Source organism: Enterobacter sp. UPMP2052, assembly GCF_053709675.1.
On record NZ_JBSKJR010000006.1, the window covers coordinates 65,974 to 91,475 of the forward strand.

The 25,502-nt window shown below is 53.8% G+C and carries 22 protein-coding genes and 2 tRNA genes; 5 read left to right on the forward strand and 19 right to left on the reverse strand.

The annotated features are described in order from the left end of the window. Positions 1-83 precede the first annotated feature (83 nt). The 11 genes from ACWKX3_RS16370 to ACWKX3_RS16420 form a co-directional block, all read right to left on the reverse strand. The gene (locus tag ACWKX3_RS16370) at positions 84-1,973 is read right to left on the reverse strand and encodes a DEAD/DEAH family ATP-dependent RNA helicase (RefSeq protein WP_006178753.1); all 1,890 of its coding nucleotides are present in this window, start codon (positions 1,971-1,973) and stop codon (positions 84-86) included. After that, positions 1,966-2,046, reverse strand: a complete 81-nt coding sequence (gene yrbN / locus ACWKX3_RS16375) for a protein YrbN (RefSeq protein ID WP_097397692.1) — start codon at positions 2,044-2,046, stop codon at positions 1,966-1,968. The genes ACWKX3_RS16370 and yrbN overlap by 8 nt, the downstream gene beginning before the upstream one ends. 108 nt (positions 2,047-2,154) lie before the next feature. Beyond that, the gene (gene nlpI / locus ACWKX3_RS16380) at positions 2,155-3,039 is read right to left on the reverse strand and encodes a lipoprotein NlpI (RefSeq protein WP_006178754.1); all 885 of its coding nucleotides are present in this window, start codon (positions 3,037-3,039) and stop codon (positions 2,155-2,157) included. A 107-nt stretch (positions 3,040-3,146) separates the two neighbouring features. Beyond that, positions 3,147-5,282, reverse strand: a complete 2,136-nt coding sequence (gene pnp / locus ACWKX3_RS16385) for a polyribonucleotide nucleotidyltransferase (protein WP_006178755.1) — start codon at positions 5,280-5,282, stop codon at positions 3,147-3,149. A gap of 242 nt (positions 5,283-5,524) precedes the next feature. Next, positions 5,525-5,794 (reverse strand): 30S ribosomal protein S15, encoded by a 270-nt coding sequence (gene rpsO, locus ACWKX3_RS16390; RefSeq protein ID WP_002434239.1) that lies wholly within the window; start codon positions 5,792-5,794, stop codon positions 5,525-5,527. A 155-nt stretch (positions 5,795-5,949) separates the two neighbouring features. Further along, entirely contained in the window at positions 5,950-6,900 is a 951-nt protein-coding gene (gene truB / locus ACWKX3_RS16395; protein WP_454542088.1) for a tRNA pseudouridine(55) synthase TruB, read from the reverse strand. Further along, a complete protein-coding gene (gene rbfA / locus ACWKX3_RS16400) occupies positions 6,900-7,304 on the reverse strand; it encodes a 30S ribosome-binding factor RbfA (RefSeq protein WP_003024988.1) in 405 nt (134 codons plus the stop codon). Before rbfA ends, truB begins: the two co-directional genes overlap by 1 nt. Before the next feature lie 146 nt (positions 7,305-7,450). Then, a complete protein-coding gene (infB, locus tag ACWKX3_RS16405) occupies positions 7,451-10,138 on the reverse strand; it encodes a translation initiation factor IF-2 (protein ID WP_400406777.1) in 2,688 nt (895 codons plus the stop codon). A gap of 24 nt (positions 10,139-10,162) precedes the next feature. Beyond that, positions 10,163-11,665: a transcription termination factor NusA gene (nusA, locus tag ACWKX3_RS16410; RefSeq protein ID WP_282484583.1), complete on the reverse strand. Its 1,503-nt coding sequence runs from the start codon at positions 11,663-11,665 to the stop codon at positions 10,163-10,165. Between the two features lie 28 nt (positions 11,666-11,693). Continuing rightward, positions 11,694-12,146, reverse strand: a complete 453-nt coding sequence (gene rimP / locus ACWKX3_RS16415) for a ribosome maturation factor RimP (RefSeq protein WP_014833432.1) — start codon at positions 12,144-12,146, stop codon at positions 11,694-11,696. Between the two features lie 207 nt (positions 12,147-12,353). Beyond that, positions 12,354-12,430: transfer RNA gene (locus ACWKX3_RS16420), tRNA-Met, on the reverse strand. 286 nt (positions 12,431-12,716) lie between these two features. On the opposite strand from ACWKX3_RS16420, the gene argG reads away from it, so the two are divergent. Next, positions 12,717-14,063: an argininosuccinate synthase gene (gene argG, locus ACWKX3_RS16425; RefSeq protein WP_454542089.1), complete on the forward strand. Its 1,347-nt coding sequence runs from the start codon at positions 12,717-12,719 to the stop codon at positions 14,061-14,063. A gap of 189 nt (positions 14,064-14,252) precedes the next feature. Here the strand turns inward: argG and ACWKX3_RS16430 are convergent. The 6 genes from ACWKX3_RS16430 to rlmE form a co-directional block, all read right to left on the reverse strand. After that, positions 14,253-14,339: transfer RNA gene (locus ACWKX3_RS16430), tRNA-Leu, on the reverse strand. Between the two features lie 9 nt (positions 14,340-14,348). Continuing rightward, the gene (gene secG, locus ACWKX3_RS16435) at positions 14,349-14,681 is read right to left on the reverse strand and encodes a preprotein translocase subunit SecG (protein ID WP_006178762.1); all 333 of its coding nucleotides are present in this window, start codon (positions 14,679-14,681) and stop codon (positions 14,349-14,351) included. 224 nt (positions 14,682-14,905) lie between these two features. Further along, positions 14,906-16,243 carry a phosphoglucosamine mutase gene (glmM, locus tag ACWKX3_RS16440; protein WP_454542090.1) on the reverse strand — a complete coding sequence of 446 codons (1,338 nt, stop codon included), beginning with the start codon at positions 16,241-16,243 and terminating at the stop codon, positions 14,906-14,908. Then, positions 16,236-17,084, reverse strand: a complete 849-nt coding sequence (gene folP, locus ACWKX3_RS16445) for a dihydropteroate synthase (RefSeq protein WP_454542091.1) — start codon at positions 17,082-17,084, stop codon at positions 16,236-16,238. Before folP ends, glmM begins: the two co-directional genes overlap by 8 nt. A gap of 99 nt (positions 17,085-17,183) precedes the next feature. Next, positions 17,184-19,118: an ATP-dependent zinc metalloprotease FtsH gene (gene ftsH, locus ACWKX3_RS16450; protein WP_006178765.1), complete on the reverse strand. Its 1,935-nt coding sequence runs from the start codon at positions 19,116-19,118 to the stop codon at positions 17,184-17,186. Positions 19,119-19,220: 102 nt separating this feature from the next. Next, entirely contained in the window at positions 19,221-19,847 is a 627-nt protein-coding gene (gene rlmE / locus ACWKX3_RS16455) for a 23S rRNA (uridine(2552)-2'-O)-methyltransferase RlmE (RefSeq protein ID WP_006178766.1), read from the reverse strand. Between the two features lie 127 nt (positions 19,848-19,974). Here rlmE and yhbY point away from each other — a divergent pair, with 127 nt between their 5' ends. Then, a complete protein-coding gene (gene yhbY / locus ACWKX3_RS16460; protein WP_003861814.1) occupies positions 19,975-20,268 on the forward strand; it encodes a ribosome assembly RNA-binding protein YhbY in 294 nt (97 codons plus the stop codon). A gap of 151 nt (positions 20,269-20,419) precedes the next feature. Here the strand turns inward: yhbY and greA are convergent, their stop codons facing one another. Then, entirely contained in the window at positions 20,420-20,896 is a 477-nt protein-coding gene (greA, locus tag ACWKX3_RS16465; RefSeq protein WP_006178768.1) for a transcription elongation factor GreA, read from the reverse strand. A 248-nt stretch (positions 20,897-21,144) separates the two neighbouring features. On the opposite strand from greA, the gene dacB reads away from it, so the two are divergent. Genes dacB through pmrB form a run of 3 tightly spaced genes read left to right on the forward strand, consistent with a single transcriptional unit; the run spans position 21,145 to position 24,283 of the window. Then, positions 21,145-22,578, forward strand: a complete 1,434-nt coding sequence (gene dacB, locus ACWKX3_RS16470) for a serine-type D-Ala-D-Ala carboxypeptidase (RefSeq protein ID WP_006178769.1) — start codon at positions 21,145-21,147, stop codon at positions 22,576-22,578. Positions 22,579-22,580: 2 nt separating this feature from the next. Next, complete coding sequence (gene pmrA, locus ACWKX3_RS16475; RefSeq protein ID WP_006178770.1) at positions 22,581-23,243, forward strand: two-component system response regulator PmrA; 663 nt, start codon at positions 22,581-22,583, stop codon at positions 23,241-23,243. Beyond that, entirely contained in the window at positions 23,240-24,283 is a 1,044-nt protein-coding gene (gene pmrB / locus ACWKX3_RS16480; RefSeq protein ID WP_454542092.1) for a two-component system sensor histidine kinase PmrB, read from the forward strand. The genes pmrA and pmrB overlap by 4 nt, the downstream gene beginning before the upstream one ends. 34 nt (positions 24,284-24,317) lie before the next feature. On the opposite strand, the gene cgtA is transcribed toward pmrB, so the two are convergent. Then, the gene (cgtA, locus tag ACWKX3_RS16485; RefSeq protein ID WP_006178772.1) at positions 24,318-25,493 is read right to left on the reverse strand and encodes an Obg family GTPase CgtA; all 1,176 of its coding nucleotides are present in this window, start codon (positions 25,491-25,493) and stop codon (positions 24,318-24,320) included. Between the last annotated feature and the right edge of the window lie 9 nt (positions 25,494-25,502).

Sequence of the window (25,502 nt, forward strand, 5' to 3'; positions counted from 1 at the left end):
TACAAGAGTACAAAGGAAATAAAAAAAGCCCCGATCGCGTTGATCGGGGCTGTATATTTTACTTTACGTCTGAAGCGTAAGGCTTACGCGTCACGGCGACGGCTTGCGCCTTCGTCACGACGTGGGCCACGGTTTTCACGGCGTTCGCCGGAGAAACGACGACCTTCACCACCGCGACCTTCGCTACGACCGCCTTCACGACGCTCGCCACCGAAGCTGCGGCCACCGCCACGACGTTCGCCGCCGCGGTCAGTGCGAGGCTGTGCATCGCCCATCAGCTGCATGTTCATCGGCTTGTTCAGGATGCGAGTGCGAGTAAAGTGCTGCAGTACTTCGCCCGGCATACCTTTCGGCAGTTCGATGGTGGAGTGGGTACCGAACAGCTTGATGTTACCGATGTAACGGCTGCTGATGTCGCCTTCGTTAGCGATCGCGCCAACGATGTGACGCACTTCAACGCCATCATCACGGCCCACTTCAATGCGGTACAGTTCCATATCACCCGCGTCACGACGCTCACGACGTGGACGGTCTTCACCACCACGCTCTGGACGGTCACCACGTGGGCCACGGTCGTTACGGTCGCCACGACGTTCGAAACGGTCGTCACGGTCACGGAACTCACGCTTAGGACGCATAGGCGCATCTGGCGGAACGATCAGGGTACGTTCGCCCTGTGCCATTTTCAGCAGTGCTGCAGCCAGGGTTTCGATATCCAGCTCTTCGCCTTCAGCGGTAGGCTGGATCTGCGACAGCAGCGCACGGTACTGATCCAGATCGCTGCTTTCCAGCTGCTGCTGAACTTTGGCGGCGAATTTTTCCAGGCGGCGTTTGCCCAGCAGCTCTGCGTTTGGCAGCTCAGCTTCTGGAATGGTCAGCTTCATGGTGCGTTCAATGTTACGCAGCAGGCGACGCTCGCGGTTCTCAACGAACAGCAGCGCACGGCCAGCACGACCCGCACGACCGGTACGGCCGATACGGTGAACGTAAGACTCAGAGTCCATCGGGATGTCGTAGTTTACAACCAGGCTGATACGTTCAACGTCCAGACCACGTGCTGCCACGTCGGTTGCAATCAGGATATCCAGACGACCGTCTTTCAGGCGCTCCAGAGTCTGCTCACGCAGGGCCTGGTTCATATCACCGTTCAGCGCTGCGCTGTTGTAGCCGCTACGTTCCAGGGCTTCAGCCACTTCCAGGGTCGCGTTTTTGGTACGAACGAAGATAATCGCCGCATCAAAATCTTCTGCTTCCAGGAAACGAACCAGCGCTTCGTTTTTACGCATGCCGTATACAGACCAGTAGCTCTGGCTGATGTCCGGGCGAGTGGTTACGCTGGACTGAATGCGTACTTCCTGCGGCTCTTTCATGAAGCGGCGGGTAATACGACGGATAGCTTCTGGCATGGTGGCAGAGAACAGAGCGGTCTGATGACCTTCCGGGATCTGCGCCATAATGGTTTCTACGTCTTCGATGAAGCCCATACGCAGCATTTCATCTGCTTCATCCAGTACCAGACCGCTCAGTTTAGAGAGATCAAGGGTACCGCGCTTCAGGTGATCCAGCAGACGGCCCGGCGTACCGACAACAATCTGTGGCCCCTGGCGCAGGGCGCGTAACTGCACGTCATAACGCTGGCCGCCGTACAGGGCTACCACGTTTACGCCGCGCATATGTTTAGAGAATTCAGTCATCGCTTCAGCAACCTGAACAGCCAGTTCACGGGTTGGAGCAAGGACGAGGATCTGCGGTGCACGCAGGTCCGGATCAATGTTGTGCAGCAGCGGCAGCGAGAATGCTGCGGTTTTACCGCTACCAGTCTGGGCCATGCCCAGCACGTCACGACCAGAGAGCAGATGCGGAATACATTCTGCCTGGATCGGAGATGGTTTTTCGTAACCCAGATCGGTAAGGGCTTCAAGGATAGGAGCCTTCAGGCCCAGATCTGCAAAAGTGGTTTCGAATTCAGCCATGTAGTACAAGTGCCTCGATATTAATGGCGGCCAGTCTACTTAGCTCATCGTGAAAATGATTAGCAATTTTCATTGAAAAGTGTGAACCGGCTCAAAGTAGGTGTATTGACGAACAACAACGCCCTCACCAGTTAAGGTGATGGCAATCAAAAAGATTACGGGCTGATGTTTATGTCGTCAGCTATTGCTGGTCCGATTCTGCCAGGTCGTCTTGCTCCTGGCCCAAGAGCGATAATTCCAACAATGCATAACGGTGCTCAACGAAGTTGTGTACGTTGTTAGCAACCGCTAATTTGAACAGTGCCGTAGCGCTGTCCTTTTCCCCCAGACTTAGGTAGTACTTACCTAAATAGAAGTTGGTTTCACTGAGATGCTCAGCGAGCGAGGTGTTATCCGTTGCGTCCGCCTTGAGGCGTTCCATCAGCGTTGCTTCGCTAATGTTGCCCAGGTAGAACTCGACAATGTTCCATCCCCACTGTTCCTTGTCCGATTTATCGAAGCGCTGTTTCAGTGCTTCTTTTGCCTGCTTCTCATCGAGCTTCTGCTCAACGATGTAAAGCCACAGGCTGCGGAAAGGATCATTAGGATCGTCTTGATAAAACGCCAGCAGATCATCTTGCGCTAACTTGTCACGACCGCCGTAATACAATGCGATACCGCGATTCAAGTGCGCGTAGTTGTAAGTTGGATCAAGCTCAAGTACAGAATCAAACGCTTCATAGGCAGCATCAAAATTGCCTGCCTGCGTTAAATAAATGCCTAAGTAATTGAATACTTCAGGCATATCAGGTCGGATTGCCAGCGCTTGTGAAAAATCATTTCGCGCTAATGCCCTCAGACCGAGACTATCATACAACACTCCGCGCTCATATAAAAGCTGTGCGCGTTCGTCATCGGTTAAAGCCCGACTGGCAAGAATTTGTTCCATGCGTGCCAGAATCACTTCCTGCTGCAAAGTCGGTTGCAATGGCACTGCGAGGACTTCGCTCTTACGCCAGGCAGAGTTGCTGCATCCTGCCAGCGTTAAAGCTGTCGCAACGAAACACCAGCGCAAAAAAGGCTTCATTTCCCACTCCCGAAGACAACTATTGGATGACGTCCTGTCCCCCGGCTGCTAACAAGGCGTCCTGCCTGGTAATAGGCCCTCCGCAACGCGGAGGGCAAATGGCAACCTTACTCGCCTTGCTGTTCTGCTGCCGGTGCTTCTGGCGCAGCAGGCTGAGACTGCTCGGTTGCTTCTTTAATGCTCAGACGGATACGGCCCTGGCGGTCAACTTCCAGAACTTTAACCGGAACTTCCTGGCCCATCTGCAGGTAATCGGTCACTTTCTCAACACGCTTGTCAGCGATCTGAGAGATGTGTACCAGACCTTCTTTACCGCCACCGATGGCAACGAATGCGCCAAAGTCAACGATACGGGTCACTTTACCTGCATAGACGCGGCCCACTTCGATTTCTGCCGTGATTTCTTCGATGCGACGGATAGCGAATTTCGCTTTCTCGCCGTCGGTCGCTGCGATCTTCACAGTACCGTCATCTTCGATTTCGATTGTGGTGCCAGTCTCTTCGGTCAGGGCACGGATAACAGAACCGCCTTTACCGATAACGTCTTTGATTTTGTCTGGATTGATCTTGATGGTGTGGATACGTGGCGCGAACTGAGAAATATCGCCACGCGGCGCGTTGATCGCCTGTTCCATCACGCCCAGGATGTGCAGACGCGCACCTTTAGCCTGGTTCAGAGCAACCTGCATGATCTCTTTGGTGATGCCTTCAATTTTGATATCCATCTGCAGTGCAGAGATACCTTCGCGGGAACCCGCGACTTTGAAGTCCATATCGCCCAGGTGATCTTCATCACCCAGAATGTCAGACAGAACAACGAAGTTGTCGCCTTCTTTCACCAGACCCATTGCGATACCCGCAACAGCGGCTTTGATCGGCACGCCTGCATCCATCAGCGCCAGAGAGGCACCACACACGGAAGCCATAGAAGAGGAACCGTTAGATTCGGTGATTTCTGACACTACGCGAACGGTGTACGGGAATTTGTCAGCTTCTGGCATCACTGCCAGCACGCCGCGCTTCGCCAGACGACCGTGACCAATTTCACGACGCTTCGGTGAGCCCACCATACCGGTTTCGCCTACGGAGTACGGAGGGAAGTTGTAGTGGAACAGGAAGCTGTCGGTACGTTCGCCCATCAGTTCGTCGATGTTCTGTGCATCACGGGCAGTACCCAGCGTGGCGGTAACCAGCGCCTGAGTTTCGCCACGGGTGAACAGTGCAGAACCGTGGGTACGCGGCAGAACGCCAGTACGCACGTCCAGACCACGGATCATATCTTTTTCACGACCATCGATACGCGGTTCGCCTGCCAGTACGCGGCTACGAACAACGTTTTTCTCGATTGCGTGCAGGATTTCGCCAATTTCGTTAGCATCCAGCGTTTCGTCTTCAGCAACCAGGGTCGCGGTCACTTCAGATTTGATCACATCAACCTGAGCATAGCGCTCCTGTTTGTCGGTGATGCGGTATGCGTCGCTCAGACGAGATTCTGCCAGTGCCGCTACGCGTGCATTCAGCGCGTCGTTAACCGCTTCTGGCTGCCAGTCCCAACGTGGTTTACCGGCTTCTTTCACCAGGTCGTTGATGTTCTGGATAACGATCTGCTGCTGGTCGTGGCCGAAGACCACAGCGCCCAGCATCTGGTCTTCGCTCAGCAGCTCTGCTTCGGATTCAACCATCAGAACCGCGGCTTCAGTACCGGCAACGACCAGGTCCAGCTTACTTTCTTTCAGCTCTTCCTGCGTTGGGTTCAGCACGTACTGGTCATTGATGTAACCTACGCGTGCAGCACCGATTGGGCCGTTGAATGGAATACCAGACAGTGACAGGGCAGCGGATGCGCCGATCATCGCAACGATGTCCGGGTTAACCTGTGGGTTAACGGAAACAACGGTGGCGATAACCTGAACTTCGTTAACGAAGCCTTCCGGGAACAGCGGACGAACCGGGCGGTCAATCAGACGCGCAATCAGGGTTTCGCCTTCGCTTGGACGGCCTTCACGACGGAAGAAACCACCCGGGATTTTACCGGCAGCGTAGGTACGCTCCTGGTAGTTTACGGTCAGTGGGAAAAAGTCCTGACCTGGTTTAGCTTTTTTCTGGCCCACAACGGTAACGAACACCGCGGTGTCATCCATGCTTACCATTACGGCAGCAGTAGCCTGACGCGCCATCATGCCGGTTTCCAGCGTGACGGTGTGCTGACCATACTGGAACTTACGAACGATCGGATTCAGCAAAATTCTATCCTTTCTTAAATGTGTGACAGCACACCACCGGTGTGCTGACGATTTAACCCGACCTTCTTCGCATCCTCGCGACTAATGACAACCGACACCCCCATGGGTGAAGCCTCTCATTAGCCGCGCGAACCTCTGCAATGAAGATCATTTATAGCAACAATACAATAGTTTCCATTGAATTGCTGCCGTCTGGTTGAAAAAAGGGGCCATCAGGCCCCCTTTTCTGAAACTCGCAAGACTTAGCGACGCAGACCCAGACGCTCGATCAGCGAGGTGTAGCGTGCAACATCTTTACGCTTCAGGTAGTCGAGCAGTTTACGACGCTGAGAAACCATGCGCAGCAGACCACGACGGCTGTGGTGATCTTTTTTGTGCTCTGCAAAGTGACCCTGCAGGTGGTTAATCTGTGCAGTCAGCAGTGCAACCTGAACTTCGGTAGAACCGCTGTCGTTAGTACCACGACCAAACTCAGAAACGATTTTAGCTTTAGCTTCAACGCTTAGAGACATTTTCAAACTCCAACATATAAAGAATTTAAGGATGCCGATCTCTAATTCAGCAATCCCAGTGTACGACCCGCAGATTGTTAAACAATTTGCAGACCGTTAAGCGGCGATATTCTACTCGTCTCCCCTGCTTATCGCAAGGTGAGCCGTTATCGCCGTTAGCCTTCGACCGGGTATTCAACCACCAGACGGCGCGGCGCAACGCGCCCTTCGCCATCCATTTCACCCATGCCGATAAACTTCCCTTCCTCACTTTCGGTCACGCGAACCAGGCCTTCAGCCGGCGCGTCCGTTGTACGAACCGGGTTTCCGTTCTTAAAGTACACGGAAGACGTTAAAGGAAGGTTAACGACAGGGAAATCGGCCGCCGGGCTATCCATCGGCATCAGCAGCGGATCGAGCAGCTCGGCAGGGGAAATCTCCTGCGCGTGCGCCTGTTCAACCAGCGCATGAAGATGCTCAAGGGTCACCATGCGTTCAACCGGATATTTACTGACGGCCAGACGACGCAGGTAAATCACGTGCGCACCGCAGCCCAGCTTTTCACCGAGATCGTCAATGATGGTCCGAATATAGGTCCCTTTCGAACAGTGGACTTCCAGCTCCAGCTCATCGCCCTCGTGGCGGATAAACAGCAGCTCATATACCGTGATCGGGCGTGCCTCGCGCGGCACCTCAATGCCCTGACGCGCGTATTCGTAGAGTTTCTTGCCCTGATATTTCAGCGCCGAATACATCGACGGCACCTGCATAGTGTCTCCGCGGAAGCTCTCCAGCGCGGCATCCAGCTGTTCGGCGCTAAAGGTTACGGGGCGCTCTTCCACCACCTGACCATCGGCATCGGAGGTATCCGTGCGCTGGCCGAGCTTCGCGATAACGCGATAACGCTTATCGGAATCCAGCAGGTACTGAGAAAATTTTGTCGCCTCCCCCAGGCAAACCGGCAGCATACCGGTTGCCAGCGGATCCAGCGCGCCAGTGTGGCCCGCACGGTTGGCGTTAAAAAGACGCTTCACTTTTTGCAGCACGTCGTTGCTGGATGCGCCCTGGGGTTTATCCAGCAGCAGCACGCCATGCACGTCGCGACCACGACGACGAGGACGACTCATCAGTCCTCCTTGCTGTCGTCCGCTGGGTTAACACGACGTTCATCGTCATGTTTCACCACGCTGGTCACCAGGTTGGACATACGCATACCTTCGACCAGCGAGTTGTCGTAGAAGAAGGTCAGCTCAGGCACGATACGCAGGCGCATCGCTTTGCCGAGCAGAGAGCGGATGAAACCAGAGGCTTCCTGCAGGGCTTTAATGCCGTTTTTCACTGCCGCTTCGTCCTGATCGTTCAGGAAGGTCACGAACACTTTGGCATAGGCCAGGTCACGTGACATTTCAACGCCGGACACGGTGGTCATCATGCCCACGCGTGGGTCTTTGATTTCGCGTTGCAGAATGAGCGCAATCTCTTTCTGCATTTCCTGCGCTACGCGCTGAGGGCGACCAAATTCTTTCGCCATAATAAATTCTCCAGACAAAAAAGGGGCTAAAAGCCCCTTTTGAAATTATTGCCGGGTGGCGCTTCGCTTACCCGGCCTACGCGAATTAATCATCAAAGGATTTTGGGTTGCCGCCAACACAGTGGCGGCCCAAAAACCGACGACGATTACGCGATGGTACGTTGGATTTCGATGATCTCGAACACTTCGATCATATCGCCAACGCGAACGTCGTTGTAGTTCTTCACGCCGATACCACATTCCATGCCGTTACGCACTTCGTTAACGTCATCTTTGAAGCGGCGCAGGGATTCCAGCTCGCCTTCATAGATAACCACGTTGTCGCGCAGTACACGGATTGGGTTGTGACGTTTGATGTTACCTTCGGTAACCATACAGCCCGCGATCGCACCGAATTTCGGTGATTTGAACACGTCACGCACTTCAGCCAGACCGATGATCTGCTGTTTCAGCTCAGGAGACAGCATGCCGCTCATTGCCGCTTTCACTTCGTCGATCAGGTTATAGATGACGGAGTAGTAACGCAGATCCAGGCTTTCCGAATCGATAACTTTACGCGCAGAGGCGTCAGCACGAACGTTGAAGCCAACCAGGATAGCGTTGGACGCAGCAGCCAGGGTCGCGTCGGTTTCGGTGATACCACCTACGCCAGAACCGATGATCTTCACTTTCACTTCGTCGGTAGACAGTTTCAGCAAGGAGTCGGAGATCGCTTCCACAGAACCCTGAACGTCGGCTTTCAGTACGATGTTCACTTCGTGAACTTCGCCTTCGGTCATGTTCGCGAACATGTTCTCAAGTTTAGATTTCTGCTGACGAGCCAGTTTCACTTCACGGAATTTACCCTGACGGTACAGAGCCACTTCACGCGCTTTCTTCTCGTCACGTACAACGGTCACTTCATCACCCGCGGCCGGAACACCGGACAGACCCAGGATTTCCACTGGAATGGATGGACCCGCTTCCAGCACTTCCTGACCCAGTTCGTTACGCATCGCACGAACGCGACCGTATTCGAAACCACACAGTACGATGTCACCCTTGTTCAGAGTACCTTCGCGAACCAGAACGGTCGCTACCGGACCGCGACCTTTATCCAGGAAGGATTCGATAACCGCGCCGCTCGCCATACCTTTACGAACCGCTTTCAGCTCCAGAACTTCAGCCTGCAGCAGGATGGCGTTCAGCAGGTCGTCGATACCGGTACCGGCTTTTGCAGAAACAGGGATGAACTGCGCTTCGCCGCCCCACTCTTCCGGCATAACGCCGTACTGAGAGAGCTCGTTCTTAACGCGATCCATATCGGCTTCTGGCTTATCGATTTTGTTGACCGCAACAACCAGAGGCACCTGCGCCGCTTTCGCGTGCTGGATAGCTTCAATGGTCTGTGGCATCACGCCATCGTCTGCTGCGACAACCAGTACAACGATATCCGTTGCCTGAGCACCACGAGCACGCATTGAGGTAAACGCTGCGTGGCCCGGGGTATCCAGGAAGGTGATCATGCCGTTTTCGGTTTCTACGTGGTAAGCACCGATGTGCTGGGTAATACCACCCGCTTCGCCGGAGGCAACCTTAGTAGAACGAATGTAGTCAAGCAGAGAGGTTTTACCATGGTCAACGTGACCCATGATGGTCACAACTGGCGCGCGCGGTTCAGCCGCTGCACCCGTGTCACGGTCGCTCATTACTGCTTCTTCCAGCTCGTTTTCACGACGCAGGATAACTTTGTGGCCCATCTCTTCGGCAACCAGCTGTGCGGTTTCCTGGTCGATGACCTGGTTGATGGTCGCCATTGCGCCCAGTTTCATCATCGCTTTGATGACCTGAGAGCCTTTAACCGCCATCTTGTTCGCCAGATCGCCAACGGTGATGGTTTCGCCGATCACAACGTCACGGTTAACGGCCTGCGCTGGCTTCTGGAAGCCCTGCTGCAGAGCGGAACCTTTACGCTTACCGCCTTTACCGCCGCGAACCGCTGCACGCGCTTCTTCACGGTCAGCTTTAGATTCAGCGTGCTTGTTGCCTTTTTTCGCTGGACGCGCCGCTTTGGTGCTGCGAGTACGGCCACGACCACCTTCAACTTCACGGTCGTTGTCATCTTCAGCCTGGCGTGCGTGCTGGGAAGTGGTAACGTGATAATCGCTGTTGTCTTCAGACGGCTCAGCGGTATTCACACCGTTTTTCTCGTTTTCTTCTGCCATACGGCGTGCTTCTTCTGCCACACGACGCGCTTCTTCTTCCAGCTTGCGGCGTGCTTCTTCTTCCGCTTTACGCTTCAGTTCGGCAGCTTCATTTTCACGGCGGGCTTTTTCAGCCTGGGCGGTTTTTGTCATATCGTCGGTCTGTTGATTGCTCACTTTGTCTTTTTCCGCAGCTTCACGCTTCACTTTATCACTTGCGTCGCGTTTCGCTTTTTCTGCGGCCTCACGTTCAGCTTTTAATTCTGCTTCGCGTTTGGCAGTTGCTTCTGCCTCACGCTGAGCTTGTTCTTCCGCTTCACGCTGTGCCTGCTCTTCCGCAGCAAGGCGTTCGGCCTCTTGCGGATCACGTTTTACAAAGGTGCGCGTCTTGCGGACTTCGATTTGTACCGATTTGCTTTTGCCACCGGTACCAGGGATATTCAACGTGCTACGCGTTTTGCGCTGCAGCGTTAACTTGTCAGGCGTAGAACCGTGTTCACGGTTCAGGTGCGCTAACAAGGTTTGTTTTTCTTGCGCGGTCACCGAGTCATCAGCGGACTTCGGGATCCCTGCATCAGCAAATTGCTGTACCAGGCGGTCCACGGAGGTCTGAATCTCGGCAGCCAGCGATTTTACAGTTACATCAGTCATGCTGTTCCTTCCTGCTACAGTTTATTACGCTTCGTCGCCGAACCAGCAAATATTACGTGCGGCCATGATGAGTTCGCCGGCTTTCTCGTCGGTTAAACCTTCGATATCGGCCAGGTCATCAACGCCTTGCTCAGCGAGATCTTCCAGCGTACAAACACCACGGGCAGCCAGCTTGAACGCAATCGCACGATCAAGACCTTCCAGATTCAGCAGGTCATCAGCCGGCTTGTTATCGCCAAGGCTTTCTTCCTGAGCCAGCGCCAGGGTGGTCAGTGCGTTTTTAGCGCGTTCACGCAGGGCTTCAACGGTCGCTTCATCCAGACCGTCAATTTCCAGCAGCTCTTTCATTGGCACATAGGCCAGTTCTTCCAGCGTAGAGAAACCTTCTTCAACCAGAACGGTGGCGAAATCTTCGTCAATGTCCAGGTATTTGGTGAAGGTATCGATCGCCGCGTGGGCTTCAGCCTGATGCTTGGCCTGCAGGTCATCAACGGTCATCACGTTGAGTTCCCAGCCGCTCAGCTGTGACGCCAGACGTACGTTCTGACCGTTACGGCCAATCGCCTGCGCCAGGTTGCCCGCTTCTACCGCGATATCCATGGTGTGCTTGTCTTCGTCAACCACGATAGACGCCACATCAGCCGGCGCCATTGCGTTGATCACGAACTGCGCTGGGTTATCGTCCCACAGAACGATATCGATACGCTCGCCGCCCAGTTCGGTAGAAACCGCCTGAACGCGCGCGCCGCGCATACCCACACACGCACCAACCGGATCGATACGCTTATCGTTGGTTTTCACCGCGATTTTCGCACGTGAACCAGGATCGCGAGCCGCTGCTTTGATTTCGATAACTTCTTCGCCGATTTCCGGCACTTCAATACGGAACAGTTCTACCAGCATTTCTGGTTTAGAACGGGTCACGAACAGCTGTGCGCCACGCGCTTCAGGGCGAACGGCATACAGCACACCGCGGATACGGTCGCCTGGGCGGAAGTTTTCACGCGGCAGCATGTCTTCACGCAGGATAACGGCTTCAGCGTTACCCGGCATCCCTTCGGATTTGATCTCCAGAGAGATGTTGTCGCGGTTCACTTTCTTCACCACACCCGTGATGATTTCGCCTTCCTGATCGCGGAACTGATCGACAACCAGCGCGCGCTCGGCTTCGCGTACTTTCTGGACGATAACCTGCTTCGCGGTCTGCGTGGTGATACGGTCGAAGGTAACAGATTCAATCTGATCTTCAACGTATTCGCCCACGTTCAGGCTTTCGTCTTCGTAACGCGCCGCTTCCAGGGTGATCTCTTTAGTCGGCTGGGTAACTTCTTCAACAATCACCCAACGACGGAATGTATCGAAGTCACCGCTTTTACGATCGATTTCTACGCGAACATCGATCTCTTGTTCGTATTTTTTCTTGGTTGCTGTAGCCAGTGCACTTTCCAGCGCTTCGAAAATCTTCTCACGCGGCAGTGATTTCTCGTTGGAGACGGCTTCAACAACAGCCAAAATTTCTTTGTTCATCGCGGGCTTTTCACCTCAATCCAGACTGTTAAAAGTGGGGAACCAGGTTCGCCTTCTGGATATTACTCAGCGCGAACACTTCATCTTTGCCTTCGACTGTAACCGTGATCATTTCACCATCAACAGCTTTGATAATTCCCTGCCATTTACGGCGGTTCTGTACGGCCATACGCAGAACGAGAGCCACTTCTTCACCGGTAAAGCGCACATAGTGCTCGGCCGTGAACATCGGACGATCGAGGCCGGGTGAGGAAACTTCCAGGTTGTACGCAACGGTAATTGGGTCTTCAACATCAAGAACCGCACTCACCTGGTGGCTAACATCAGCACAATCATCAACATTGATGCCATCTTCACTATCAATATAGATGCGCAGCGTCGATGTGCGGCCGCGAACGAATTCGATGCCGACCAGTTCGTAGCCCAGTGCTTCGACCGGTGCAGTAATCATCTCTGTTAATTTTTGCTCTAATGTGGACAAGCCCACCCCCAAGACATAAAAAAAGGGCGTAAAGCCCAGTTATTCTGTAGTCAGATAACAAAAAACCCCGAAAAATCGGGGCTTTAGATAACTGAACCCTATAGCCACAACTGTGGCCTGGAGCACTCTCCGAAAGAATTTTTTCAAATCCAGCTACGAAGGCTCTGAGTCTTCACAGTATATTTGAAAAAGAACTTTATGGGAAAGTGGTTGCGGGGGCCGGATTTGAACCGACGACCTTCGGGTTATGAGCCCGACGAGCTACCAGGCTGCTCCACCCCGCGCCTGAAACGTGGCAAATTCTACGCGTTTTGAGGAGAATTTGCAAATAATGCTGGGATTTGGTACCGAAGACGGGACGTAAAATCGGCGTTCAGTATATTGATAGTGACCCCCACCTGTCAACCCAACATAACGTAGCGTAAAGAGAGGGAAATTTTTACAAAAAATGCACACGTCTCTTCCGGTCATCGTCAAAAGATGATTAAATGAATACTCACTTATTTTGCATAAACATGCATCGAGAGCGAAAGCGATCTCTTCTCAGTCAATCAAGCAGGGTTTTATTTTATGACGACGATTCTCAAGCATCTCCCGGTAGGACAACGTATTGGCATCGCTTTTTCGGGCGGCCTGGATACCAGTGCTGCGCTGCTGTGGATGCGACAAAAGGGAGCGGTTCCGTATGCATATACTGCGAACCTGGGTCAGCCGGACGAGGAAGATTATGATGCTATCCCACGTCGTGCCATGGAGTACGGTGCAGAGAATGCCCGTCTGATTGACTGCCGTAAGCAACTGGTGGCGGAAGGCATTGCTGCCATTCAGTGTGGCGCGTTCCACAATACCACTGGCGGCCTGACCTATTTTAACACCACCCCGCTGGGCCGTGCCGTCACCGGCACCATGCTGGTTGCCGCCATGAAAGAAGATGGTGTGAACATCTGGGGTGACGGCAGTACCTATAAAGGCAACGATATCGAACGTTTCTATCGTTATGGCCTGCTGACCAACGCCGAGCTGCAGATCTATAAGCCGTGGCTGGATACTGATTTTATCGATGAACTGGGCGGCCGTCATGAAATGTCAGAATTCATGATCGCCTGCGGCTTTGACTACAAGATGTCGGTCGAAAAAGCGTACTCCACCGACTCCAACATGCTGGGTGCCACGCACGAAGCAAAAGATCTGGAGTTCCTGAACTCCAGCGTGAAAATCGTCAACCCAATCATGGGTGTGAAGTTCTGGGACGAAAACGTCAAAATCCAGGCTGAAGAAGTGACAGTACGTTTCGAGCGCGGCCATCCGGTTGCCCTGAACGGCAAAGCCTTCTCTGACGATGTCGAGCTGATGCTGGAAGCGAACCGTATCGGCGGACGTCACGGTCTGGGCATGAGCGATCAGATTGAGAACCGTATTATCGAAGCGAAAAGCCGTGGCATCTATGAAGCCCCGGGGATGGCGCTGCTGCACATTGCCTATGAGCGTCTGCTGACCGGCATTCATAACGAAGATACCATTGAGCAGTATCACTCTCATGGCCGTCAGCTGGGTAAACTGCTGTATCAGGGTCGCTGGTTCGATCCGCAGGCGCTGATGCTGCGTGATGCCCTGCAGCGTTGGGTGGCGAGTGCCATCACCGGGGAAGTGACGCTGGAACTGCGTCGCGGTAACGACTACTCGATCCTCAACACCGTCTCTGACAACCTGACCTATAAAGCAGAGCGCCTGACCATGGAGAAAGGTGATTCAGTATTTTCTCCGGACGATCGTATTGGTCAGCTGACCATGCGTAACCTGGACATCACCGATACGCGTGAGAAGCTGTTCAACTACGTTGAGAATGGTTTGCTCTCAGCCAGCTCTGGCAACGGCCTGCCGCAGGTTGAAAACCTGGAACACAGCGATAAGAAGTAACGCTGACAAGAGATGCAAAAGGCGCCCAGCGGGCGCCTTTTTTATTTGGGTTTTCGTAGGCCCGGTAAGCGCAGCGCCACCGGGCAATATAGCGGGTGGCGCAAGGTTTATCCGCCCTACGAAAGATCGAAGACACACGATCTACAGACGAAAAAAAAGACGTCTTTCGACGTCTTTCTTCTGGAATATTGGTACCGAGGATGGGACTCGAACCCACAAGCCCGTTAGGGCACTACCACCTCAAGGTAGCGTGTCTACCAATTCCACCACCTCGGTACTGAGTACTTAGTGTGGGATGTCGCTGGTCGGCTTAGCCGGTTCAGCTGGCTGAGTCTGCTCAGTTTTAGACGGAGCACTCAGATTTTCCCACTCGCTTCCTTTACTGGTCTTGTTGCTGTTGATATTGCCCAGCACCAGACTGATGATGAAGAACAGCGTAGCCAGAATCGCAGTTGTACGGGTCATGAAGTTCGCAGAACCACTTGAACCAAACAGCGTACCGGAAGCGCCTGCTCCGAAGGAGGCTCCCATATCAGCGCCTTTACCTTGCTGCAGCATGATCAGCGCTACAAGAGCGATGGCTACAATAAGGAAAATAACTAAAAGAGCTTCGTACATAATCAACCTGTTCCTTGCGGATTTGCCGCATACCAATGCTTCGACCAATTAGCAGGATTTCGTGTTTCCCACTGAAGCGGGTGTGAATACTAACCAAAGCGAATGACCTTCGCAAGGGCATTTTCGACGCATTTTACCAACTGCGGAAAAAAACAGCAAAAAGACATTATCTGCTTAAAACAAAGGCGGCAAACGCCGCCTTTTTAATCACTTAATCGTAATAATTATGCTGCTTTCACCGCATCAGCAATTCGGTGCGCAAACTCGGTGACCTGCGCTTCGTCCTCACCTTCCACCATTACCCGGATCACAGGCTCGGTACCGGACTTACGCAGCAGTACGCGACCACGATTACCGAGCGCTTCCTCAACCTCCGCCATCACCGCTTTTACCTGTTCATTTTCGAGCGGATCGCCTTTACCGGCGGTAAAACGCACATTGACGAGGATCTGTGGGAACAACTTCATGCCGCTGCACAGATCGTGCAGGCTCATATGGTTGCGCGCCATCGCCGCAACCACCTGCAGCCCCGCCACGATGCCGTCACCGGTGGTGGTTTTGTCGAGCAGGATCACGTGACCTGAGTTTTCTGCGCCAATGCGCCAGCCTTTCTCCTGCAGTTTCTCCAGCACGTAGCGGTCCCCCACTTTCGCGCGAACAAACGGGATACCCAGCTGTTTCAGCGCCAGCTCAAGACCCATGTTGCTCATCAGCGTGCCGACCGCACCGCCGCGCAGTTGGCCCTGGCGCAACCCTTCGCGGGCAATGATGTAGAGGATCTGATCGCCATCGACCTTGTTGCCTTCGTGGTCGACCATGATCACGCGATCGCCGTCACCATCCAGCGCAATTCCGATGTCAGCTTTTTCAGCCAGCACGCGCGCCTGCAGCGCACGCACGTCCGTCGCGCCGACTTCTTCGTTAATGTTCAGGCCATCCGGCTCGCAGCCGATGGTGATGACTTTTGCACCCAGCTCGCGGAAAACGTTTGGCGCAATGTGGTAGGTCGCACCGTTGGCGCAGTCCACCACGATTTTAAGGTGGGCAAGGCTCAGTTCATTCGGGAAGGTGCCTTTGCAAAACTCAATATAGCGACCAGCGGCATCGACAATGCGGTTCGCTTTACCCAGCTCTGCGGAGTCCACGCAGGTGATCTCTTTTTCCATTTCGGCTTCAATGGCTTCTTCAACTTCATCCGGCAGCTTAGTGCCATCGATGGAGAAGAACTTGATGCCGTTGTCATAGAATGGGTTGTGCGAAGCTGAAATGACAATCCCCGCTTCCGCGCGGAAGGTGCGAGTCAGATAGGCTACGGCAGGCGTCGGCATTGGGCCAGTAAAGGAGGCGGAAAGCCCCGCAGCCGACAGACCTGCTTCCAGCGCTGATTCCAGCATATAGCCTGAAATACGGGTATCTTTACCGATGATAATCTTACGCGAGCCGTGACGCGCCAGCACCTTACCTGCCGCCCAACCCAGCTTCAGAACAAAATCAGGAGTGATTGGAGCATCGCCAACGCGTCCACGGATACCATCGGTACCAAAATATTTACGATTACTCATAGCGTTTGTTTTCCTTGGCTGCCAGGGTGGCTTCAACCACGCGCATGGCTTCTACTGTTTCTTTTACGTCATGGACGCGAATAATGTGTGCTCCCTGCATCGCTGCAATTACCGCACAAGCGAGGCTGCCGCTGAGGCGCTCACTCGGTCCGATATTCAGCAATTGTCCGATCATCGACTTTCTCGACATACCAACCAGCAGCGGAAGGCCGAAATGATGGAATTCGGACAAGCGTGCAAGCAGTGCATAGTTGTGTGAGAGATTTTTACCGAAACCGAACCCCGGGTCGAGCAGCAATTTCTCTTTTGGGATGCCGGCACGTTCACAGCGTGCGATATGGTCAATAAAGAAGCGATTTACATCGGCAAAGACATCGTCGTAACTAGGCGCTTCCTGCATCGTTTTCGGCTGCCCCTGCATATGCATCAGGCACACCGGTAAACCGGTTTCTGCCGCCGCCTCCAGCGCGCCCGGTTCGGTCAGCGAGCGAATGTCATTGATGATGTGAGCACCCACTCTCGCCACTTCGCGAATCACTTCAGGCTTTGATGTGTCGACGGAAATCCATACTTCAAAACGCTGCGCAATCGCCTCAACCACCGGCACCACGCGCGCTAACTCTTCGTCTACTGAAACATCCGCCGCCCCCGGACGCGTGGACTCCCCGCCAATATCAATGATGGTGGCACCCGCATTGATCATCAAATTCGCGTGCTTAACCGCCTCAATAAGCGTGTTGTGCGTACCACCGTCGGAGAAGGAGTCAGGGGTAACATTCAGGATACCCATCACATGAGGATGTGAGAGTTCAAGATGCGAATCCTGGGCGAAAAGTTTCATGGCAAAAATCCCTGGTATCTATATGGTTTAGCGAAAAAGAAAAACCCCGGAGCAAGCTCCAGGGTTTGAAGTTAAGACAAACGCATCAACAGCAGTGACTTACTTGTCGCCCAACTGTTCTGACATGGTGTTACCCGGGTTTGGCGTACGCGGTTCATCGACCGGACGCGGTGCACGCGGGGTGCCATTGTTGTCAGAATTGTTGGAAGCGCCTGGGTCTTCCCAGCCCGCTGGCGGACGCACTTCGCGACGTGCCATCAGGTCGTCAATCTGCGGAGCATCGATGGTCTCATATTTCATGAGCGCATCTTTCATCGAATGCAGAATGTCCATATTGTCGTTCAGGATCTGACGTGCGCGAGCGTAGTTACGTTCGATCAGCGCTTTCACTTCCTGGTCGATGATACGTGCAGTTTCATCGGACATATGTTTGGCTTTCGCGACGGAACGGCCCAGGAATACTTCACCCTCTTCCTCTGCATACAGCAGCGGACCGAGTTTGTCGGAGAAGCCCCACTGAGTCACCATGTTACGCGCCAGGTTTGTCGCCACTTTAATATCGTTGGACGCACCGGTCGAAACATGTTCCACACCGTAGATAATCTCTTCCGCCAGACGACCACCGTACAGGGTCGAAATCTGGCTTTCCAGCTTCTGACGGCTGGCGCTGATTGCATCGCCTTCCGGCAGGAAGAACGTCACGCCCAGCGCACGACCGCGCGGAATAATCGTCACTTTATGCACCGGATCGTGTTCCGGTACCAGGCGACCAATAATCGCGTGGCCTGCTTCGTGATATGCCGTGGACTCTTTCTGCGCTTCCGTCATCACCATGGAGCGACGTTCCGCACCCATCATGATTTTGTCTTTCGCTTTTTCGAACTCGACCATGGACACGACGCGCTTGTTGCCGCGAGCAGCAAACAGCGCCGCTTCGTTGACCAGGTTCGCCAGGTCCGCACCGGAGAAGCCCGGGGTACCACGCGCGATAATTGCCGCGTCGATATCAGGTGCCAGCGGTACGCGACGCATGTGAACTTTCAGAATCTGTTCACGACCGCGTACATCCGGCAGACCGACCACAACCTGACGGTCAAAACGACCTGGACGCAGAAGCGCAGGGTCAAGAACGTCCGGACGATTAGTTGCCGCGATAACGATGATACCTTCGTTACCTTCAAAGCCGTCCATCTCAACCAGCATCTGGTTCAGCGTCTGTTCACGTTCATCGTGACCGCCGCCCAGGCCTGCGCCACGCTGGCGGCCTACGGCATCGATTTCATCGATGAAGATAATGCACGGTGCTGCTTTCTTGGCCTGCTCGAACATGTCACGCACACGAGATGCACCGACACCCACGAACATTTCAACGAAGTCAGAACCTGAAATAGTAAAGAACGGCACCTTCGCTTCGCCTGCGATGGCTTTCGCCAGCAGGGTTTTACCGGTACCCGGAGGGCCAACCATCAGCACGCCTTTCGGGATCTTACCGCCCAACTTCTGGAAACGGCTCGGCTCGCGCAGGTATTCAACCAGCTCGCCCACCTCTTCTTTCGCTTCGTCACAACCTGCAACGTCGGCAAAGGTGGTCTTGATCTGGTCTTCCGTTAACATACGCGCCTTGCTCTTACCGAACGACATGGCACCTTTGCCACCGCCGCCCTGCATCTGACGCATAAAGAAGATCCAGACACCAATAAGAAGCAGCATCGGGAACCAGGAGATGAAGATAGAAGCCAGCAGGCTTGGTTCTTCTGGCGGCTCACCAACCACTTTGACGTTTTTAGTCAGAAGGTTATCAAGCAGCTTAGGATCGTTCACCGGGATGTAGGTCGTGTAACGGTTACTATCTTTCTTGGTAACGTTGATCTCACGTCCGTTGATACGCGCTTCGCGAACCTGGTCCTGATTGACCTCCTGCAGGAAGGTAGAATAATCCACCTTGCGGCCATTCGACTCGCTGGGCCCAAAGCTCTGGAATACTGACATCAGCACAACGGCAATGACCAGCCAGAGTATTAGGTTTTTCGCCATGTCACTCAAGGGATTAACCTCATATTACAACTGTGTTAAAAACAGCGTCAGGATACTCTATATCCAGTGTCATTCAAACTTTCGTTTGAAATACACCGGTTATCATTTTCGCCCGGTCGCTACAATATACACTTCTCGAGAACGAGCCCGGGAAGAGTCCGGCTTACGAACTTTGACCTTCGCAAACAGGGAGCGAATTTCCTTAAGATACTCCTCGAAACCTTCGCCCTGAAACACCTTCACAACAAAACTACCACCAGGCGCTAGTACATCACGACTCATTTCTAACGCTAGCTCCACCAGATACATGGCGCGGGGGATATCCACCGCCGGTGTTCCACACATATTTGGTGCCATATCAGACATGACAACCTGGACCTTACTGTCACCTACACGATCAAGTAACGCTTTCAGTACTAATTCATCACGAAAGTCGCCCTGAAGGAAGTCCACACCAACGATAGGATCCATTGGTAAAAGATCGCATGCGATGATTCGGCCCGTTCCGCCGATCTGCGTAACCGCATACTGAGACCATCCGCCAGGTGCTGCACCGAGATCGACAACCGTCATTCCCGGCTTAAAAAGTTTGTCACTTTGCTGTATTTCATCAAGTTTAAACCAGGCGCGGGAACGCAACCCCTTTTTCTGCGCCTGTTGAACATATTTATCGCTAAAGTGTTCCTGTAGCCAGCGGCTGGAGCTGGCAGAACGCTTTTTACCTGTCATTTAACATTTCCGTCCTGGTTCATCGTTGCTTGCCTGTGACGTAAATTTCTACGCAGCTATTTGGCGATATTAGGGAGATGGCGGTAGAATGAACCGTTTTCAATCCCAACGTAAGCAAAAATATACGATGAATCTGAGTACTAAACAAAAACAGCACCTTAAAGGTCTGGCACATCCGCTCAAGCCGGTAGTTATGCTTGGCAACAATGGTTTGACCGAAGGGGTGCTTGCCGAGATTGAACAAGCGCTGGAACACCACGAGCTGATCAAGGTGAAAATCGCCTCTGAAGACAGAGACACTAAAAACCTGATCGTGGAAGCCATCGTGCGCGAAACCGGCGCCTGTAATGTACAGGTCATCGGTAAAACGCTGGTGCTCTATCGCCCATCTAAAGAGCGTAAAATCTCGCTGCCACGCTAAGGATATCCTGAATCGAACACATTTTCTGTGTAAAACGAGGGATTTCTGTCAGCAGGTGAGCAAAATGCCACGCTACTTAAGTTGATAAAAGGCCGCTATGCGGCCTTTTTCTTATCTTTACAATGTATCAACATCTTATCGGAGATGCGAATTACAGGTATTCAACCTTAATAATTTCGTATTCCACTTCACCACCCGGGGTGCGGATGACGACAACATCGTCCTGCTCTTTGCCAATCAGACCGCGCGCAATCGGCGAGTTTACCGAGATGAGGTTCTGCTTAAAGTCAGCTTCGTCATCCCCAACGATGCGGTATTTCTGCTCTTCGTCGTTGTCCAGGTTCAGCACGGTAACGGTAGCGCCGAAAATCACGCGACCATTGTTTGGCATTTTGGTGATATCGATAACCTGCGCATTAGACAGCTTCGCTTCGATATCTTTAATACGGCCTTCGCAAAAGCCCTGCTGCTCACGCGCGGCGTGGTATTCAGCATTTTCTTTCAGGTCGCCGTGCTCACGCGCATCCGCGATAGCAGCAATGATTTCAGGGCGACGTACGGATTTAAGGAAATCCAGCTCTTCGCGCAGTTTTTCTGCGCCACGTAAGGTCATCGGAATAGCTTGCATTTGTTATACCTCTTGAACATTCCTGTTGGGAGCAGCGTCACCTGCTCCGGCCCCTGCGCCCATGTACATCCAACCATGAGCGGGCCAGAAGCAAAAAGAAAACCGACCCGGGAACAAAGTCCCAGGTCAGCAGCAATTTTTCAATTTGATACGCATTTTACCGCGAAGTTCACTATGGGTCATCGTTTACTTTGCAGTGCCATGCACCGTAGTATGACGGTTTGTTTTCGGGTTGTTAGCGCGAGACTATGCGATTTTCCAGATTTATCATCGGATTGACTACCAGTATCACGTTCACCGTTCAGGCCGCGAATGTTGATGAGTACATTAACCAGCTGCCCGCAGGGGCTAACCTTGCGCTGATGGTGCAGAAGGTTGGAGCCCAGGCACCCGATATTGACTATCACAGTCAACAGATGGCGCTGCCTGCCAGTACCCAAAAGGTGATCACCGCCCTCGCCGCGCTGCTTCAGCTTGGTCCTGACTTCCGCTTTACCACCACCCTTGAGACCAAAGGTAACATCGACGGTGGCGAGCTGAAAGGCGATCTTATCGCCCGGTTCGGCGGTGACCCCACGTTCAAGCGCCAGGATATTCGCAACATGGTGGCGGTGCTGAAAAAATCTGGTGTGCAAAAGATCGATGGCAACGTACTGATCGACACCTCGATTTTTGCCAGCCATGATAAAGCCCCAGGCTGGCCGTGGAACGACATGACGCAGTGCTTTAGCGCCCCGCCAGCCGCGGCTATCGTTGACCGTAACTGTTTCTCCGTGTCGCTTTACAGCGCACCAAAGCCGAATGATTTAGCCTTTATTCGTGTCGCCTCTTACTACCCGGTCACGATGTTCAGCCAGGTGCGTACGCTGGCAAAAGGATCGCCGGATGCGCAGTACTGCGAGCTGGATGTCGTCCCGGGTGATTTAAACCGCTACACGCTCACCGGCTGCCTGACGCAGCGTGCCGACCCGCTGCCGCTGGCCTTTGCTATTCAGGACGGTGCGGGTTACGCAGGCGCCATTCTTAAAGACGAACTCAAACAGGCCGGAATTACCTATTCTGGCACCCTGCTGCGCCAGACGCAGGTTAATCAGCCGGGTAACGTCATCGCCAGCAAACAGTCCGCGCCGCTGCACGATCTGCTTAGGATTATGCTGAAAAAATCGGACAATATGATCGCGGATACGGTGTTCCGCATGATTGGTCATGCGCGTTTCGGCGTGCCGGGTACCTGGCGTGCGGGGTCTGACGCTGTACGGCAGATACTGCGTCAGCAGGCGGGGATCGACCTTGGCAATACGATTGCCGTCGATGGATCAGGGCTGTCACGCCATAACCTGATCTCCCCCGCAACCATGATGCAGGTGCTGCAGTACATTGCACAGCACGACACTGAACTAAACTTTATTACGATGCTGCCGCTTGCCGGGCACGATGGCTCCCTTCAGTACCGCGCCGGGCTTCATGCGGCGGGAGTGGATGGAAAGGTCTCGGCTAAAACAGGCTCGCTGCAGGGCGTGTATAACCTGGCAGGCTTTATCACGACCGCCAGTGGACAACGCATGGCGTTCGTACAATATCTTTCCGGCTATGCCGTCGAACCAGCAGACCAGCGTAATCGTCGAATTCCTCTGGTGCGCTTCGAAAGCAGGCTTTATAAGGACATCTACCAGAATAACTAGCGATGAAACTTCTCATAGTTGAAGACGATCTGTTATTGCAGGAAGGGCTGGCGCTCGCGCTGGCGAATGAGGGCTATGCGCTCGACTGTGCCGCGACGGCAGCAGAAGCGGACGCCCTGATCCAGAGCGGCGAGTACAGCCTGGTGATCCTTGATTTGGGCCTGCCAGATAAAGACGGTGCCACGCTGTTAAGCCAGTGGCGTCGCCGGGGCGTTGAAAACCCGGTGCTGATCCTCACGGCGCGCGATGCCATTGAAGACCGCATTAACGGCCTCGACTCGGGCGCTGATGACTATCTGGTGAAACCCTTTGCGCTGGCAGAGCTTCAGGCCCGCGTGCGGGCGCTTATCCGCCGCTATCAGGGGCACAGCGATAATCTGCTGACAGACGGAGACATCACGCTCAATCTGCAAACCCAGCAGGTGCTGCGCCAGTCTCAGCCTGTTGAAGTCACGCCAAAAGAGTTCGCCCTCCTGACCCGCCTGATTATGCGCAGCGGGCAGACGGTACACCGTGAAACGCTGCAGCAGGACATTTACTCCTGGCAGGACGATCCGGGTTCTAACACCCTTGAAGTTCACATCCATAACCTGCGGCGCAAGCTCGGCAAGGACAGAATTAAAACCGTGCGCGGCGTAGGCTATCGCCTTGAGAGTCAGAAATGAACAGCATGCGTCGGCGATTAATGGTGTTGCTGGCGGTTATCCTGTTATTTTTCCAGTTGATCAGCGTGATTTGGCTGTGGCATGAAAGCCGCGAGCAGATTGGCTTTCTGGTCAGTGAAACCCTGTCGGCGAAAGCGCGTAACAGCCACGTCGAAAAAGAGATCCGCGAGGCCATTGCTTCGCTGCTGGTCCCCTCGCTGGTCATGGTCGGCTTTACCCTCCTGTTTTCGTTCTGGGCGGTGACCTGGATAACCCGACCACTCAATAAGCTGCGCATCAGCCTCGCCAACCGCTCGGCGGATAATCTCACCCCTCTGCCCATGTATTCTGATATGGAAGAGATTGGCGCGGTCACGACCTCATTAAATCAGCTGCTGGCGCGTCTGGATCACACTATCCAGCAGGAGCGTCTGTTCACCGCTGACGCGGCCCACGAACTGCGAACGCCGCTTGCCGGTATCCGGCTGCATCTGGAGCTGATGGCGCAATCCGGCTCGCCTCAGGCTGCCCCGCTGATAAGCCGCATCGACCAGCTCATGCATACCGTAGAACAACTGCTGATGCTGGCCCGTGCAGGGCAGGCGATGGCCAGCGGGCATTACGATACCGTCAACTGGACTGAAACCATCATCGCCCCGCTGGGCCTTGAGCATGAAGCCAAAGAGCACAAGGTGATATGGCCCGCTGACAGCGCGCTTACGGTGCAGGGAGACCCTGTCCTGCTGCGTCTGATGCTAAGGAACCTGCTTGAGAACGCCGCCCGCTACAGCCCTGTGGGGACAACTATCGAGGTGACGCTCACCGAGCGGGACGGGGGAACGCAGGTCAGTGTGATTGATGAGGGGCCGGGCATCGACGAAGCGCATCGCCAGTCAATCACCGAACCGTTCAGACGTCTTGACCAGCGCTACGGTGGAAGCGGCCTGGGGCTGAGCATCGTGCAGCGTATCGTTCAGCTCCACCACGGGCAATTAACGCTGGAGAACGGCCCTCAAGGCGGCTTAATTGCCAGTTGCTGGCTGCCTTCGAGGTTAGGATAAAAAAAAGCCCCTTAACAGGGGCTTCTTGCAGGAATCAATGCTTGTAGATGAACTCGACGCCTTCTTCGTCATCTTCATCCCAGTCATCGTCCCAGTCTTCATCATCTTCTTCCGCTTCCTGCTCTTCGAGCTGCTGGCGGTGGTAGTCATCCCACATGAATTCGACTTTTTCTGGCTGTTTCACTTCTTCAGCCTGAACGATTGGGTTTTCGATGATAAAGTTCATCACATCCCAGCAGAGATCTTTCACGCCAATCTGGCTTGCCGCAGAGATCAGGTAGTATTTATCTTCCCAACCCATCGCTTCAGCAATGGCTTTCGCTTTGGCTTCAGCTTCCGCTTTGTCCATCAGGTCGATCTTGTTAAAGACCAGCCAGCGCGGCTTGCCTGCCAGTTTTTCGCTGTATTTTTCCAGCTCGCCAATAATAATACGGGCGTTATCCACCGGATCGGATTCATCAATAGGGTTAATATCGATGATATGCAGCAGGACACGGCAACGCTCAAGGTGCTTCAGGAAGCGAATCCCCAGACCCGCGCCCTCTGCCGCGCCTTCGATCAGGCCCGGAATATCCGCTACCACGAAGCTCTTTTCGTGGTCCATGCGGACAACGCCCAGGCTCGGTACCAGCGTGGTGAAGGGATAATCTGCCACTTTCGGCTTCGCGGCAGACACGGCACGAATGAAGGTTGATTTACCCGCATTTGGCATACCCAGCATACCCACGTCAGCCAGCAGCATCAGTTCAAGCTGCAGATCGCGCGTGTCACCCGGCGTACCCATGGTTTTCTGACGAGGAGCACGGTTCACGGAGGATTTAAAACGGCTGTTGCCCAGACCGTGCCATCCGCCTTTTGCCACCATCAGGCGCTGACCGTGTTTGGTCATATCACCCATGGTTTCACCGGTACCCTGATCGATAACACGGGTCCCGACAGGCACTTTAATGACCACGTCTTTACCGCGTTTACCGGTACAGTCACGGCTCTGGCCGTTTTGACCACGTTCAGCGCGGAAAGATTTTTCGAAACGGTAGTCGATCAGCGTGTTGAGGTTTTCATCCGCCTCAAGCCACACATCGCCGCCATCTCCGCCGTCGCCGCCGTCAGGGCCGCCACGTGGAATATATTTTTCACGGCGGAAGCTGACACAACCGTTACCGCCATCACCTGCAACGACCAGAATCGTCGCTTCATCAACAAACTTCATTTTACTTCT